The sequence below is a fragment of the Rhodovulum sp. 12E13 genome (genome assembly GCF_003340565.1).
In the GTDB taxonomy this organism is placed as follows: Bacteria; Pseudomonadota; Alphaproteobacteria; order Rhodobacterales; family Rhodobacteraceae; genus HLUCCA09.
The window spans coordinates 1-16,594 of sequence record NZ_QPLK01000012.1 but is presented as its reverse complement, the minus strand read 5'-3'; the positions used below and the strand labels follow the sequence as shown (position 1 = coordinate 16,594).

Below are 16,594 nucleotides of genomic sequence, written 5' to 3'. Positions count from 1 at the left end.
CAGCGATTGCGCGCGGCGTCCCGAGCAACGAGCATGCGACAGCTCGCCACCTGCAGAATCCCGGGGGCCGATGCACACACGAACCGCGCTCATCGCCTTGCTTGGTATCGACGCGCTATTGATCGCGATCTTTCTCGGCCTGCACGTCGCCGACGTCCGGGGCGCGATCGAGACGGTGCCCGATCTCTTCAAGATCAACGCCCGCGACGGCGTGCCGACCCTGCTTCTGTTCCTGAAGTGGCTGCTCATGTCGTGGGTCATGGCGCGGGCCGCCCGGCGCACGGGCGCGCGCTGGGCCTGGGGGCTGGCGCTGATGTTCTTCCTGCTGTGGTTCGACGACTGGGCCGAGGTTCACGAATTCTTCGGGGACCGGATGGTCGAGGTGTTCGGGCTGCAGCCGATTGCCGGGCTCGACGCCGACGATATCGGCGAGGCGGTCTACATCTTGCCGTTCGCGGCGCTGTGCTTCGGCCTCGTGATCTGGGCGATGCGCGCGGCCGGGCCCGGCCAGCGCCGCGATCTCGTGGTGCTCTTCGTGCTGCTGGTGGTGCTGGGCGGCTTCGGGGTGGGCGTCGACCTGATCGCGCAGGCGGTGCGCCCGCTTGCTTCCGACGCGACGTTCGACCCCCGCTTCGTCTTCCTCACGATCGAGGATTCGGGCGAACTCGTCGTCGGCTCGCTAATGCTGGTGCGGGCGGCGCGCATCGCGCACCGCCTGACGGCCGCCGCCCGCTCGGAACCGGCGGGAATGGGGCTTGGAAAGCCCGCCGATCCGGACTAGACGGCAGGTTCGCGCGGGCGGAGTGATTCTCGCACGCGCGTTCGTCCGAGACGGTGGGTGGCGTTTGCCGTAATTCCTGCCCGAGACGGGAAAAGGAACGACCGTTTCCGTGGGCTGATCCTGGCGACAGGGCCCCGGCACGGCTGCGACTGACCCGTGCGGACCCGATCGTCGGGCCCCACACCCGCCACGCGGCGGGGCCCGGCACGAACGAGCCGGAGGGTCATGCGCCCTCCATTACTTGGAGAGACCTGTGGATAGAGCCCAGAAAGAGAAAGTGGTCGAGGAACTCGGCCAGATCTTCGAAAGCTCTGGCGTCGTGGTGGTATCCCGCTACGAAGGCCTCACGGTTGCCGAGATGCAGGACCTTCGGGCGCGCGCACGCGCGGCCGAGTCGTCCGTCCGCGTCGCCAAGAACCGGCTCGCCAAGATCGCCCTCGAGGGCAAGCCCTGCGCCTCCATCGCGCAGTATCTCGAGGGCATGACCGTTCTCACCTACTCCGAAGACCCCGTGGCGGCAGCCAAGGTGGTCGAGGACTTCGCCAAGGACAACAAGAAGTTCGAGATCCTTGGCGGGGCCATGGGCGAGAGCGCTCTGGACCGGGCCGGTGTCGAGGCCGTGTCGAAGATGCCGTCGCGCGACGAGCTTATCGCTCAGATCGCCGGCATGCTCGGCGCGCCTGCCTCGGGCATCGCCGGTGCGATCGGCGCACCCGCTTCGAACATCGCGAGCATTCTCAGCACCATCGAGGAGCGCGGCGAGGCCGCGTGATCTCGGGGGCCGTGCGGCCCCCGCACGGCGCTGGACCACTTCTAGGAAACGGAAACCGGAAACATGGCTGACCTCAAGAAACTTGCCGAAGAGATCGTCGGGCTGACGCTGCTCGAGGCGCAGGAACTGAAGACCATCCTCAAGGACGAGTACGGCATCGAGCCCGCCGCCGGCGGCGCTGTGATGATGGCCGGCCCCGCGGATGCGGGCGGTGGCGGCGAGGCCGCCGAGGAGCAGACGGAATTCGACGTCATCCTCAAGTCGGCGGGCGACAAGAAGATCAACGTGATCAAGGAAGTCCGCGCGATCACGGGCCTCGGCCTGAAAGAGGCCAAGGAACTGGTCGAGGCCGGCGGCAAGGCCGTCAAGGAAGGCGCCTCGAAGGACGAGGCCGAGGAGATCAAGAAGAAGCTCGAAGAGGCCGGCGCCGAAGTCGAGCTCAAGTGATCTGTCAGGGGAGCGCGCAGGTCTGCGCGCTCCCCGATATCGTCCTCGCGACGCGCACTCCGTTTCATGATGCGGTTTCTTTTCGGTGTTCCCCCCCGTGTCCCGCCCGATCGGCGGCGTCAACGGTATCATGGAGATGATTGCCGCCCTGAAGGATGCAGGGCATGACGCGCGCCCGCTCTATTCCTCGCATGACGGGGTATACGAACATGCGCGCGTTCCACCGGCCGAAGGTCTTTATGACCCTCTGTTAGCGGACGTATTCGCGGAACAAGGACGCCGCGCGCGACTGGGCCGGCGGGCCGCGCGACTGAGGCTGGCGTTCAGCCCCGCCACTCTCTCCACGCGGAATGAGCGGCTGCCCGTCGCAGACGGGGACGTGGCCTCGCTGGTCCGAGCGGCCCGGGCGGCGGCGAGCGAATACGACTCCGACCGGTCACGCCTTGACGACCTCCGTCGCGCGGCATCCGATTTTGTCGCCACGACCTACAGCGACGAGGTATTTCGGCGCGACGTTTGTGCGGCATTCGAGGAGAGCGCGGCCCGCATCTCTTGAGGCCGCCCGCCCTTCCGGGACTGTGCTCCTCACGCGGGTGTGACGAAATGCGCAGTCGGGGGTTGCATCCCCGTGGCGGGGCGTTAGGTAGGGGCTTTGGCGAATCTTTACCCACGGCTGACACTGCGTGCGCGACTCAGGCTCCTCCCCATCAGGCGCCCCGGACGGCTATACGACCGGTTGATCTATCCGAGCCCACCCGCCCCGGTGGTCTTCGACAGGTCAGCTTTTCGCTTCGGGCGGAGTGCTTTGGCAGGCACTCCAGGAATGGAAGCGAACAGACCGTAACGTGACGGCCTCCGTCTGCCCGCCGGACGCCGCACCGATACGACAAGGGACCGACTCGCACATGGCGCAGACCTTCCTCGGACAGAAGCGACTCCGCAAGTACTACGGGAAAATCCGCGAGGTTCTGGAGATGCCGAACCTCATCGAGGTTCAGAAATCCTCCTACGACCTCTTCCTCAAATCGGGCGAAGGCCCCGAACCCGCCGAGGGCGAGGGCCTGATGGGCACGTTCCAGTCCGTCTTCCCGATCAAGGATTTCAACGAGACGGCCGTTCTGGAGTTCGTGAAGTACGAGCTCGAGCGCCCCAAGTACGACGTCGAGGAGTGCCAGCAGCGCGACATGACCTACGCCGCGCCGCTCAAGGTCACGCTGCGCCTGATCGTGTTCGACGTCGACGAGGATACCGGCGCCAAGTCGGTGAAGGACATCAAGGAACAGGACGTGTTCATGGGCGACATGCCGCTCATGACGCCGAACGGCACCTTCATCGTCAACGGCACCGAGCGCGTCATCGTCAGCCAGATGCACCGCTCGCCCGGCGTGTTCTTCGACCATGACAAGGGCAAGACGCACAGCTCGGGCAAGCTGCTGTTCGCCTGCCGCATCATCCCCTATCGCGGCTCGTGGCTCGACTTCGAGTTCGACGCCAAGGATCTCGTCTTCGCCCGCATCGACCGGCGCCGGAAGCTGCCGGTGACCACCCTGCTCTATGCCCTCGGCATGGACCAGGAAGGCATCATGGACGCCTATTACGAGACCGTGTCCTTCCGCCGCGAAGGCAACGGCTGGGTGACCAAGTTCTTCCCCGAGCGCGTCCGCGGTACCCGCCCGCCCTACGATCTCGTCGATGCCGCCACCGGCGAGGTGATCGCCGAGGCCGGCAAGAAGGTGACGCCGCGCGCCGTGAAGCAGTTGATCGAGGAGGGCAAGGTCACCGAGCTCCTGGTGCCCTTCGACCAGATCATCGGCCGCTTCGCCGCCAAGGACATCATCAACGAGGAGACCGGCGCGATCTACGTCGAGGCCGGCGACGAGCTGACGTGGGAGATCGACAAGCATGGCGACGTGACCGGCGGCACCCTGAAGGAGCTGCTGGACGCCGGCATCACCGACATCCCCGTGCTCGACATCGATAACATCAACGTCGGTCCGTATATCCGCAACACCATGGCGGCCGACAAGAACCTCAACCGCAACACGGCCCTGCTCGACATCTATCGTGTCATGCGTCCGGGCGAGCCGCCGACGGTCGAGGCCGCCAGCACGCTGTTCGACTCGCTGTTCTTCGACGCCGAGCGGTACGATCTCTCTGCCGTGGGCCGGGTCAAGATGAACATGCGGCTCGACCTCGACGCGCCCGACACCCAGCGCACGCTGCGTCATGCCGACATCGTGGCCTGCGTCAAGGCGCTCGTGGAGTTGCGCGACGGCAAGGGCGAGATCGACGACATCGACCATCTCGGCAACCGCCGGGTGCGCTCGGTCGGCGAGCTGATGGAGAACCAGTACCGCGTCGGCCTCCTGCGGATGGAGCGCGCGATCAAGGAGCGGATGAGCTCGGTCGAGATCGACACGGTCATGCCGCAGGATCTGATCAACGCCAAGCCGGCGGCGGCGGCGGTGCGCGAGTTCTTCGGCTCGTCGCAGCTGTCGCAGTTCATGGACCAGACGAACCCGCTGTCGGAGGTGACGCACAAGCGCCGCCTCTCGGCGCTCGGGCCGGGCGGCCTGACGCGCGAGCGCGCGGGCTTCGAGGTGCGCGACGTGCACCCCACCCATTACGGCCGGATGTGCCCGATCGAGACGCCGGAGGGGCCGAATATCGGCCTGATCAACTCGCTCGCCACCTTCGCGCGGGTGAATAAGTACGGCTTCATCGAGACGCCCTACCGGGTGGTGAACGAGGGGCAGGTGACCGACGAGGTCCACTACATGTCCGCCACCGAGGAGATGCGGCACACCGTGGCCCAGGCCAACGCGCGGCTCGACGACGAGGGCCGTTTCGTGAACGACCTCGTCTCGACGCGGCAGGCCGGCGAATACCTGCTCGCGCCGAACGAGAACGTCGACCTGATCGACGTGTCGCCCAAGCAGCTCGTGTCGGTCGCGGCCTCGCTCATCCCGTTCCTCGAGAACGACGACGCCAACCGCGCGCTGATGGGCTCGAACATGCAGCGGCAGGCCGTGCCGCTGCTGCAGGCCGAGGCGCCGCTCGTCGGCACCGGTATCGAGGGCGTCGTGGCGCGCGACTCCGGCGCCTCGATCATGGCCCGCCGCGGCGGCGTCATCGACCAGGTCGACGCGCAGCGGATCGTCGTCCGCGCGACCGATGATCTCGAGCCGGGCGATCCGGGGGTGGACATCTACCGCCTGCGCAAGTTCCAGCGCTCGAACCAGAACACCGCGATCAACCAGCGCCCGCTGGTGAACGTGGGCGACCGGGTGGAGAAGGGCGAGGTGATCGCCGACGGCCCGTCGACCGATCTCGGCGAACTGGCGCTCGGCAAGAACGTGGTCGTCGCGTTCATGCCGTGGAACGGCTACAACTACGAGGATTCGATCCTCATCTCGGAGCGGATCGCCAAGGACGACGTGTTCACCTCGATCCACATCGAGGAATACGAGGTGGCGGCGCGCGACACCAAGCTTGGGCCGGAAGAGATCACCCGCGACATCCCGAATGTCGGCGAGGAGGCGCTGCGCAACCTCGACGAGGCGGGCATCGTCTATATCGGCGCCGAGGTGGGGCCGGGCGACATCCTCGTGGGCAAGATCACGCCCAAGGGCGAAAGCCCGATGACGCCGGAGGAGAAGCTGCTGCGCGCCATCTTCGGCGAGAAGGCGTCGGACGTGCGCGACACCTCGCTGCGCCTGCCGCCGGGCGATTACGGCACGGTGGTCGAGGTGCGCGTCTTCAACCGCCACGGTGTCGAGAAGGACGAGCGCGCGCTGCAGATCGAGCGCGAAGAGGTCGAACGCCTCGCGCGCGACCGCGACGACGAGCTCGCCATCCTCGAGCGCAACATCTACGCTCGCCTGAAGGCGCTGATCCTCGGCAAGACCGCGGTGAAGGGGCCGAAGGGCGTCAAGCCGAACTCCGAGATCACCGAGGATCTGCTGGAGACGCTGTCCCGCGGGCAATGGTGGCAGCTGGCGCTGGCCGAAGAGGCTGACGCGCAGATCGTCGAGGCCCTCAACGAGCAGTTCGAGGCGCAGAAGCGCGTGCTCGAGGCCCGTTTCGAGGACAAGGTCGACAAGGTCCGCCGCGGCGACGACCTGCCGCCGGGCGTGATGAAGATGGTCAAGGTCTTCATCGCGGTGAAGCGCAAGCTGCAGCCCGGCGACAAGATGGCCGGCCGTCACGGCAACAAGGGCGTCATCTCGAAGGTCGTGCCCGAGGAGGACATGCCGTTCCTCTCCGACGGCACCACCGTCGATTTCGTGCTCAACCCGCTTGGCGTGCCGTCCCGAATGAACGTGGGCCAGATCCTCGAGACGCACATGGGCTGGGCGAGCCGCGGCCTCGGCATCAAGATCGACGAGGCGCTGGCCGAGTATCGCCGCTCGGGCGACATGGCCCCGGTCAAGGATGCCATGAAGCTCGCCTACGGCGACGACGTCTTCGACGAAGGGATCGAGGGGATGGAGCAGGACGCGCTGATCACCGCGGCCGAGAACGTCACCCGCGGCGTGCCCATCGCCACCCCCGTCTTCGACGGGGCGAAGGAGCCCGACGTGAACGAGCAGCTCCGTCGCGCCGGCTTCGACGAATCGGGGCAGTCCGTCCTGTTCGACGGTCGTACCGGCGAGCAGTTCGCCCGCCCGGTCACGGTGGGGATCAAGTATCTGCTCAAGCTCCACCACCTCGTCGACGACAAGATCCACGCCCGCTCGACCGGACCCTACAGCCTCGTCACGCAGCAGCCGCTGGGCGGCAAGGCGCAGTTCGGCGGCCAGCGCTTCGGCGAGATGGAGGTCTGGGCGCTCGAGGCCTACGGCGCGGCCTACACCCTGCAGGAGATGCTGACGGTGAAATCCGACGACGTGGCCGGCCGCACCAAGGTCTACGAGAGCATCGTCAAGGGCGAGGACAATTTCGAGGCCGGCGTGCCGGAATCGTTCAACGTTCTCGTCAAGGAGGTCCGCGGCCTGGGCCTCAACATGGAACTCCTGGATGCGGAGGAGGAGGATTGAGAATTTTCTAGGAAATTCTCCCCGGGCCGGACTTTCCAGAAAGTCCGGCTGCCGGCGCGTCCCTTCCCCTCTGCCAGCCCCCGAGGACCCCTATGAACCAGGAAATCACCAACAACCCGTTCAACCCGCTGACCCCGCCCAAGGTCTTCGACGAGATCAAGGTCTCGCTGGCGAGCCCCGAGCGGATTCTCAGCTGGTCCTACGGCGAGATCAAGAAGCCCGAGACGATCAACTACCGCACGTTCAAGCCCGAGCGCGACGGGCTGTTCTGCGCCCGCATCTTCGGGCCGATCAAGGATTACGAGTGCCTTTGCGGCAAGTACAAGCGCATGAAGTATCGCGGCGTCGTCTGCGAGAAGTGCGGCGTCGAGGTGACGCTGCAGAAGGTGCGCCGCGAGCGGATGGGCCATATCGAGCTCGCCGCTCCGGTGGCGCACATCTGGTTCCTCAAGTCGCTGCCTTCGCGCATCGGCCTGATGCTCGACATGACCCTGCGTGATCTCGAGCGCGTGCTCTACTTCGAGAACTACGTGGTGATCGAGCCGGGCCTGACGGACCTCTCCTACGGTCAGATGCTGACCGAGGAAGAGTACATGGACGCGCAGGACCAGTACGGGATGGACGCCTTCACCGCCAATATCGGCGCCGAGGCGATCCGCGAGATGCTGGCGGCGGTCGATCTGGAGGGCGAGGCCGAGCGCCTGCGCGAGGAGCTGGCCGAGGCGACCGGCGAGCTTAAGCCCAAGAAGATCATCAAGCGGCTCAAGATCATCGAGAACTTCATCGAGTCCGGCAACCGCCCGGAATGGATGATCATGACCGTGATCCCGGTCATTCCGCCCGAGCTGCGCCCGCTGGTGCCGCTCGATGGCGGCCGCTTCGCAACGTCGGACCTCAACGACCTGTACCGCCGGGTGATCAACCGCAACAACCGCCTCAAGCGGCTGATCGAGCTGCGCGCGCCCGACATCATCATCCGCAACGAGAAGCGGATGCTGCAGGAATCGGTCGATGCGCTGTTCGACAACGGCCGTCGCGGCCGCGTCATCACCGGCGCCAACAAGCGCCCGCTCAAGTCCCTGTCGGACATGCTGAAGGGCAAGCAGGGGCGGTTCCGCCAGAACCTGCTCGGCAAGCGGGTCGATTTCTCGGGCCGTTCGGTGATCGTGACCGGCCCCGAGCTCAAGCTGCACCAGTGCGGCCTGCCCAAGAAGATGGCGCTCGAGCTGTTCAAGCCGTTCATCTATTCGCGGCTGGAGGCGAAGGGCCTGTCGTCCACCGTCAAGCAGGCCAAGAAGCTCGTCGAGAAGGAGCGGCCCGAGGTCTGGGACATCCTCGACGAGGTGATCCGCGAGCACCCGGTGCTGCTCAACCGCGCGCCGACGCTCCACCGCCTCGGCATCCAGGCGTTCGAGCCGGTGCTGATCGAGGGCAAGGCGATCCAGCTGCACCCGCTGGTCTGCTCGGCCTTCAACGCCGACTTCGACGGTGACCAGATGGCGGTGCACGTGCCTCTGTCGCTCGAGGCCCAGCTCGAGGCGCGGGTGCTGATGATGAGCACGAACAACGTGCTCAGCCCCGCCAACGGCGCGCCGATCATCGTGCCCAGCCAGGACATGATCCTCGGTCTGTACTACATCTCGATGGAGCGCGAGGGGATGCCCGGCGAGGGCATGGTCTTTGGCTCTGTCGAGGAGGTCGAGCACGCTCTCGAGGCGGGTGCGGTGCACCTGCACACGAAGATCCAGTGCCGGATCAAGCAGATCGACGAGACCGGACAGGAGGTGTTCCGCCGCTTCGAGACGACGCCGGGCCGCGTGCGCCTCGGCGCGCTCCTGCCGCTGAACGCCAAGGCGCCGTTCGAGCTGGTCAACCAGCTCCTTCGGAAGAAGGACGTGCAGCGCGTGATCGATACCGTCTACCGCTATTGCGGGCAGAAGGAATCGGTCATCTTCTGCGATCAGATCATGTCGATCGGGTTCAAGGAGGCGTTCCGCGCCGGCATCAGCTTCGGCAAGGACGACATGGTGATCCCCGAAACCAAGTGGTCGATCGTCGACGAGACGCGCAAGCACGTGAAGGATTTCGAGCAGCAGTACATGGACGGCCTGATCACCCAGGGCGAGAAATACAACAAGGTCGTCGACGCCTGGTCGAAGTGCAACGACAAGGTGACCGAGGCGATGATGGAGACGATCTCGGCCAAGCGTAAGGACGAGAGCGGCGCCGAGCAGGAGCCGAACTCGATCTACATGATGGCCCATTCCGGCGCCCGGGGCTCGGTCACCCAGATGAAGCAGCTCGGGGGCATGCGTGGCCTGATGGCCAAGCCCAGCGGAGAGATCATCGAGACGCCGATCATCTCGAACTTCAAGGAAGGCCTGACCGTGCTGGAGTACTTCAACTCCACCCACGGCGCGCGAAAGGGTCTTTCGGATACCGCGCTCAAGACCGCGAACTCGGGCTATCTGACCCGCCGCCTCGTCGACGTGGCACAGGACTGCATCGTGCGCAGCCACGATTGCGGTACCGACCGCGCGATCACGATGGAGGCACAGGTCAACGACGGCGAGGTGGTGGCCTCGCTCGGCGAGCGCGTCCTCGGCCGGGTCGCGGCCGAGGACATCCTCGTGCCCGGCGAGAGCGAGGTGATCGTGCGCGCGGGCGAGCTGATCGACGAGCGCTCGGCGGACGAGATCGAGCAGACCGGCGTCGCCTCGGCACGCCTGCGCTCGCCGCTGACCTGCGAGGCGGAGGAGGGCGTCTGTGCCATGTGCTACGGGCGCGACCTGGCCCGCGGCACGATGGTGAACGTCGGCGAGGCGGTGGGCATCATCGCCGCCCAGTCGATCGGCGAGCCCGGCACGCAGCTGACGATGCGGACCTTCCACATCGGCGGCGTCGCGCAGGGCGGCCAGCAATCCTTCCAGGAGGCAGGGCAGGCCGGTCGGATCGTGTTCCACAATGCCAACGTGATCACCAACACGGCGGGCGAGATCGTGGTGATGGGCCGCAACATGCAGCTCGCCATCGTCGACGAGAACGAGGTGGAGCGGGCGACCTACAAGATCGGCTACGGCACCAAGCTGTTCGTCGAGGCGGGGCGGCAGATCGAGCGGGGCGACAAGCTCTTCGAGTGGGATCCCTACAACCTGCCGATCATCGCCGAGAAGAGCGGCACGGCGAAGTTCGTCGACCTCGTCAGCGGTATCGCCGTGCGCGAGGAGACCGACGATGCCACCGGCATGACGCAGAAGATCGTGTCGGACTGGCGCGCCGCGCCCAAGGGCAACGATCTCAAGCCCGAGATCCTGATCGTCGACCCCGAGACCGGAGACCCGGTGCGCAACGATGCCGGCAACCCGGTGACCTACCCGATGTCGGTCGACGCGATCCTGTCGGTCGAGGACGGGCAGCATGTCGACGCTGGCGACGTGGTGGCGCGGATCCCGCGCGAGGGCGCCAAGACCAAGGACATCACCGGCGGTCTGCCGCGGGTGGCCGAGCTGTTCGAGGCGCGCCGGCCCAAGGACCACGCCATCATCGCAGAGATCGACGGTTACGTTAAGTTCGGCCGCGACTACAAGAACAAGCGGCGGATCGCGATCGTGCCGGCGGACGACAGCCTCGAACCGGTCGAGTACATGGTGCCCAAGGGCAAGCACATCCCCGTCCAGGAGGGCGATTTCATCCAGAAGGGCGACTACATCATGGACGGCAACCCGGCGCCGCATGACATCCTGGCGATCATGGGTGTCGAGGCGCTGGCCGATTACATGATCAACGAGGTGCAGGAGGTCTATCGCCTGCAGGGCGTGAAGATCAACGACAAGCACATCGAGGTCATCGTTCGCCAGATGCTCCAGAAGTGGGAGATCCTCGACTCGGGAGAGACGACGCTGCTCAAGGGCGAGCATGTCGACAAGCCCGAGCTCGAGGAGGCCAACGCCAAGGCGGTGGCCGAGGGGCGGCGCCCGGCCGATGCGCAGCCGATCCTGCTCGGCATCACCAAGGCGTCGCTGCAGACCCGCTCGTTCATCTCGGCGGCGTCGTTCCAGGAGACGACGCGGGTGCTCACCGAAGCCTCGGTGCAGGGCAAGCGCGACAAGCTCGTCGGCCTGAAGGAGAACGTGATCGTGGGCCGTCTTATCCCTGCCGGTACGGGGGGGGCGACGCAGCGCGTGCGTCGCATCGCGCAGGACCGGGACGCCAGGGTGATCGAGCAGCGCCGGGCCGAGGCCGAGGCCGCCGCCCAGCTCGCCGCGCCGATCGACGACGTGGTGGGCGGCGACGACAGCGACATGCTGGTGGGCACGCCGGAGAGCCGCGACTTCTGAGAGCAACGGCCCGGACGCTTTTGAAAGGCCCCGCCCCGGCGGGGCCTTTCCTTTTCCCGCCCTCTGGTCGGAGGAACGCCCTTGAAAGGGCGTTGCCGCGCCGCGCGGCGCGGCAAGGCGCTTTGCCAAGCGCCTTCCCCCGTTCCGAGCGCTGCGCTTCCGGTCCGCGCGTGGCGCTGCTAATCGGGGCGCATGGCCCTGACCGACAATGCGAAGGGGGCGCTCCTGATGATGGGGAGCATGGCCGCCTTCACCGTCAACGACACCTTCATGAAGACGCTTGCGGGCGAGCTGCCGCTGGCGCAGGCGATCTTCCTGCGCGGGCTCGCCACCAGCGCGGCGATGCTCGCGCTCGCCCGCGCCATGGGCCGGCTGCGCCTGCGCCTGCCGCGCCGCGACCTGGGCCTGCTCGCGCTGCGCACCGCCGGAGAGATCGGCGCGGTCTATTTCTTTCTGACCGCGCTCTTCAACATGCCGCTCGCCAATGCCACGGCGATCCTGCAGGCCTTGCCGCTCGCCGTCACGCTTGCCGGCGCGGTCGTGTTCCGCGAGCCCCTGGGCTGGCGGCGGCTGACGGCGATCCTGGTAGGCTTCGCCGGCGTGCTGCTGATCGTTCGGCCGGGCACCGAAGGCTTCACGATCTACTCTCTCTACGTGCTCGCGGCCGTCGCCTGCGTCACGGTGCGCGACCTGGCCGTTCGGCGCATGTCCGGCGCCCTGCCATCGCTCACGGTCGCCTTCGTCGCGTCGGCGGGCGTCACCGTCACGTTCGGTCTCGTCGCGGCGATGCAGCCCTGGGCGCCTGTTTCCGCTGCCTCGGCCGGCCTTCTGCTCGGGGCCGCCGGCACGATCCTGCTCGCCTATATCCTCAGCGTGACGGCGATGCGCGTGGGCGAGCTCGCCGTGGTGGCGCCGTTCCGCTACACGGGGCTGGTCGTCGCCCTGATCCTCGGCTACGTCGTCTTTGGCGACTGGCCCACGCCCCTGACGCTCGTCGGCGCCGCGCTGGTGGTGGCGACGGGGGCCTTCACTCTCTGGCGGGAGCGGCAGCTTGCCCGCGCCGCGCCGGCCAGGGTGCCGCGGAAACCCCGTGTTGACACTCATCCCGATTCTCTCTAAAGCGCGCTCACCCGGCCGCGCGGCCTTCTGCCCGGCTCGGCTTACAGAACCGAAGTGGTCATGATCCGGGCCTCGTGCCCCGATCCTCTGAGGTCCCACCGCGCCGTTCCCAGAGCTTCGGGAGCGTATGCGGTGGTTGCGTTTTGCATTGGTGCGAGGCGCGTCACCCATCCCCGCGAGGCGGGGGCCAGACATGCGGCGCGGGCCCGGGCCCGGGCCACCGAGAGACGAGACGGGGAACCGAATGCCGACGATCCAGCAGCTGATCCGCAAGCCGCGGCAGCCCAAGAAACGGTCGAACAAGTCGATGCACCTCGAGGGCAACCCGCAGAAGCGCGGCGTCTGCACCCGGGTCTACACCAACACGCCGAAGAAGCCGAACTCGGCCATGCGGAAGGTGGCCAAGGTGCGTCTGACCAACGGCTACGAGGTGATCAGCTACATCCCCGGCGAAAAGCACAACCTGCAGGAGCATTCGGTGGTGCTGATCCGCGGCGGCCGCGTCAAGGACCTGCCGGGCGTGCGCTACCACATCCTGCGCGGCGTGCTCGACACGCAGGGCGTGAAAGATCGCAAGCAGCGCCGGTCGAAGTACGGCGCCAAGCGCCCGAAGTAAGGAGACGTAAACGATGTCCCGTCGTCACCGCGCCGAAAAACGCGAAGTCCTGCCTGACGCCAAGTACGGCGACAAGGTGCTGACCAAGTTCATGAACAACCTGATGTACGACGGCAAGAAGTCTGTCGCAGAGAGCATCGTGTACGGCGCGCTGGATCGGGTCGAGAGCCGGCTGAAGCGCTCCCCGATCGAGGTCTTCGCCGAGGCGCTCGACAACGTGAAGCCTGCCGTCGAGGTGCGCTCGCGCCGGGTGGGCGGCGCCACCTACCAGGTGCCCGTCGAGGTGCGGCCCGAGCGGCGCGAGGCGCTGGCCATTCGCTGGCTGATCGACGCTGCGCGCAAGCGCAACGAGAACACGATGGAAGAGCGCCTCGCCGGCGAGTTGTCGGACGCGGTTCAGTCGCGCGGCGCCGCCGTGAAGAAGCGCGAGGACACCCACAAGATGGCCGACGCCAACAAGGCGTTCAGCCACTATCGCTGGTAATCCCGTCGCCCCCTACCCTTCGCCCTGAGGAGCGAACCCCCGATGCAACGCGAATATTCCCTCGAGCGGTACCGCAACTTCGGTATCATGGCGCATATCGACGCCGGCAAGACGACGACGACCGAGCGGATCCTGTTCTACACCGGAAAGTCGCACAAGATCGGCGAGGTGCATGACGGCGCCGCGACGATGGACTGGATGGAGCAGGAGCAGGAGCGCGGCATCACCATCACCTCGGCCGCGACGACAACCTTCTGGTTCCGCACCGAGGATGGCCAGAACCCGACTGGTATCTACGGCGATACCCCGGAAGAGGCACGCTTCCGCTTCAACATCATCGACACGCCCGGCCACGTCGACTTCACCATCGAGGTGGAGCGCTCGCTGGCCGTACTCGACGGTGCCGTGGCGGTGCTCGACGCCAATGCCGGCGTCGAGCCGCAGACCGAGACGGTCTGGCGCCAGGCCGACCGCTACAAGGTGCCCCGCATCGTGTTCGTCAACAAGATGGACAAGATCGGCGCCGACTTCTTCAACTGCGTTCGCATGATCCAGGACCGCACGGGCGCCACGCCCGCGCCGATCCAGCTGCCGATCGGGGCGGAGGACAAGCTCGAAGGCATCATCGACCTGGTGGCCATGAAGGAGTGGGTCTGGCAGGGCGAAGACCTCGGCGCTTCCTGGGTCGTCCGCGACGTGCGCGAAGACATGCGGGCCGAGGCCGAGGAATGGCGCGGCAAGCTCGTCGAACTCGCCGTCGAGATGGACGACGACGCGATGGAGAAGTACCTCGACGGCGAAGAGCCCGACATGCCTACGCTCCGCAGCCTGATCCGCAAGGGCACGCTGTCGATGTCGTTCGTGCCGGTCCTCGCGGGCTCGGCGTTCAAGAACAAGGGCGTCCAGCCCATGCTGAACGCGGTGATCGACTACCTGCCGGGGCCGCTCGACGTGCCTCCCTACATGGGCTTTGCCCCCGACGACGAGACCGAGACGCGCAACATCGAGCGCCGTCCGGGCGACGACCAGCCCTTCGCCGGCCTCGCGTTCAAGATCATGAACGACCCGTTCGTGGGCTCGCTCACCTTCACCCGGATCTATTCGGGCATGATGAAGAAGGGCGACAGCGTCATGAACTCGACCAAGGGCAAGCGCGAGCGCATCGGCCGGATGATGATGATGCACTCGAACTCCCGCGAAGAGATCGACTGGGCGGGCTCGGGCGACATCATCGCGCTCGCCGGCCTGAAGGAGACGACGACCGGCGACACCCTGTGCGACGCCAACAAGCAGGTCGTGCTCGAGACGATGACGTTCCCCGATCCGGTGATCGAGATCGCCGTCGAGCCCAAGACGAAGGCCGACCAGGAAAAGATGTCGGCCGGCCTGCAGCGGCTCGCTGCCGAGGACCCGTCGTTCCGCGTCGAGACCGATCTCGAGTCGGGACAGACCATCATGAAGGGGATGGGCGAGCTCCACCTCGACATCCTGGTCGACCGCCTGAAGCGCGAGTTCAAGGTCGAGGCCAATATCGGCGCCCCGCAGGTCGCCTACCGTGAGACGATCCGGCAGGCGATCACCCACACCTACACGCACAAGAAGCAGACCGGCGGTTCGGGCCAGTTTGCCGAGGTGCAGCTCGAGATCGCGCCGACCGAGCCGGGCGAGGGCTACAGCTTCGAGAGCCGCATCGTCGGCGGCGCGGTGCCGAAGGAATATGTGCCCGGCGTCGAGAAGGGCATCCAGTCGGTGATGGACTCGGGGCCGCTCGCCGGCTTCCCGGTGATCGACTTCAAGGTGGCGCTTGTCGACGGCAAGTATCACGACGTCGACTCGTCGGTCCTGGCCTTCGAGATCGCCAGCCGGATGTGCATGCGCGAGGGTCTCAAGAAGGCCGGCGCGCTTCTGCTGGAGCCGATCATGAAGGTCGAGGTCGTCACGCCCGAGGAGTACACGGGCAACGTCATCGGCGATCTTACCTCGCGGCGTGGCCAGGTCCAGGGGCAGGCGCCGCGCGGCAACGCGATCGTCATCGACGCCTTCGTGCCGCTGGCCAACATGTTCGGCTACATCAACAACCTGCGGTCGATGTCCTCGGGGCGCGCGCAGTTCACGATGCTGTTCGACCATTACGAGCCGGTGCCGCAGAACATCTCGGAAGAGATCCAGGCCAAGTACGCGTGACGGCCCCAACCCAATGACGGGATGGCGGGGTGAACCCCGCCCTACCCACCACCCGTAGGGCGGGGTCCCCCCGCCGCCCGACCAAGGAGACGAGAGATGGCGAAGCAGAAGTTCGAACGCACGAAGCCGCACGTGAACATCGGCACGATCGGTCACGTCGATCACGGCAAGACGACGCTGACGGCGGCGATCACGAAGTATTTCGGTGATTTCCGGGCCTACGACCAGATCGACGGCGCGCCGGAGGAAAAGGCGCGCGGGATCACGATCTCGACGGCGCATGTCGAGTACGAGACCGACAACCGCCACTACGCCCATGTCGACTGCCCCGGCCACGCCGACTACGTGAAGAACATGATCACGGGCGCGGCGCAGATGGACGGCGCGATCCTGGTGGTCAACGCCGCCGACGGGCCGATGCCGCAGACGCGCGAGCACATCCTGCTGGCGCGGCAGGTGGGCGTGCCGGCGCTGGTGGTGTTCCTCAACAAGGTCGACCAGGTCGACGACGAGGAACTGCTGGAGCTCGTCGAGATGGAGGTGCGTGAGCTGCTGTCCTCCTACGACTTCCCCGGCGACGACATCCCGATCATCGCCGGCTCGGCGCTGGCGGCGATGGAGGGCAACAGCCCCGAGATCGGCGAGGAGAAGATCCGCGAGCTTCTGGCGGCTGTGGACGAGTACATCCCCACCCCCGAGCGGCCGATCGACCAGCCGTTCCTGATGCCGATCGAGGACGTGTTCTCGATCTCGGGCCGCGGCACGGTGGTGACGGGCCGCGTCGAGCGGGGCGTGATCAACGTGGGCGACGAGAT

General features: G+C 66.5%; 11 protein-coding genes. All 11 read left to right on the top strand.

What is annotated here, in order from left to right:
* Nucleotides 1-70: 70 nt before the first annotated feature.
* Nucleotides 71-781, top strand: a complete 711-nt coding sequence (locus DLJ49_RS11800; RefSeq protein ID WP_115393757.1) for a hypothetical protein — start codon at nt 71-73, stop codon at nt 779-781.
* A gap of 253 nt (nt 782-1,034) precedes the next feature.
* Nucleotides 1,035-1,553 (top strand): 50S ribosomal protein L10, encoded by a 519-nt coding sequence (gene rplJ, locus DLJ49_RS11795; RefSeq protein WP_115393756.1) that lies wholly within the window; start codon nt 1,035-1,037, stop codon nt 1,551-1,553.
* 63 nt (nt 1,554-1,616) lie between these two features.
* The gene (gene rplL, locus DLJ49_RS11790; protein WP_115393755.1) at nt 1,617-2,000 is read left to right on the top strand and encodes a 50S ribosomal protein L7/L12; all 384 of its coding nucleotides are present in this window, start codon (nt 1,617-1,619) and stop codon (nt 1,998-2,000) included.
* A 97-nt stretch (nt 2,001-2,097) separates the two neighbouring features.
* A complete protein-coding gene (locus DLJ49_RS21445) occupies nt 2,098-2,556 on the top strand; it encodes a hypothetical protein (RefSeq protein ID WP_147277303.1) in 459 nt (152 codons plus the stop codon).
* 349 nt (nt 2,557-2,905) lie between these two features.
* Nucleotides 2,906-7,039 (top strand): DNA-directed RNA polymerase subunit beta, encoded by a 4,134-nt coding sequence (gene rpoB / locus DLJ49_RS11785; protein WP_115393754.1) that lies wholly within the window; start codon nt 2,906-2,908, stop codon nt 7,037-7,039.
* Nucleotides 7,040-7,131: 92 nt separating this feature from the next.
* Nucleotides 7,132-11,376 (top strand): DNA-directed RNA polymerase subunit beta', encoded by a 4,245-nt coding sequence (rpoC, locus tag DLJ49_RS11780; protein ID WP_115393753.1) that lies wholly within the window; start codon nt 7,132-7,134, stop codon nt 11,374-11,376.
* Between the two features lie 192 nt (nt 11,377-11,568).
* Nucleotides 11,569-12,495 carry a DMT family transporter gene (locus tag DLJ49_RS11775; RefSeq protein WP_115393752.1) on the top strand — a complete coding sequence of 309 codons (927 nt, stop codon included), beginning with the start codon at nt 11,569-11,571 and terminating at the stop codon, nt 12,493-12,495.
* Between the two features lie 244 nt (nt 12,496-12,739).
* Entirely contained in the window at nt 12,740-13,111 is a 372-nt protein-coding gene (gene rpsL, locus DLJ49_RS11770) for a 30S ribosomal protein S12 (protein WP_115393751.1), read from the top strand.
* A gap of 13 nt (nt 13,112-13,124) precedes the next feature.
* Nucleotides 13,125-13,595 carry a 30S ribosomal protein S7 gene (gene rpsG / locus DLJ49_RS11765; RefSeq protein WP_115393750.1) on the top strand — a complete coding sequence of 157 codons (471 nt, stop codon included), beginning with the start codon at nt 13,125-13,127 and terminating at the stop codon, nt 13,593-13,595.
* A 42-nt stretch (nt 13,596-13,637) separates the two neighbouring features.
* Nucleotides 13,638-15,779, top strand: a complete 2,142-nt coding sequence (gene fusA / locus DLJ49_RS11760) for an elongation factor G (protein WP_115393749.1) — start codon at nt 13,638-13,640, stop codon at nt 15,777-15,779.
* Nucleotides 15,780-15,875: 96 nt separating this feature from the next.
* A partial coding sequence (locus DLJ49_RS11755) for an elongation factor Tu (protein WP_115393748.1) occupies nt 15,876-16,594 on the top strand: 719 nt, incomplete at its 3' end.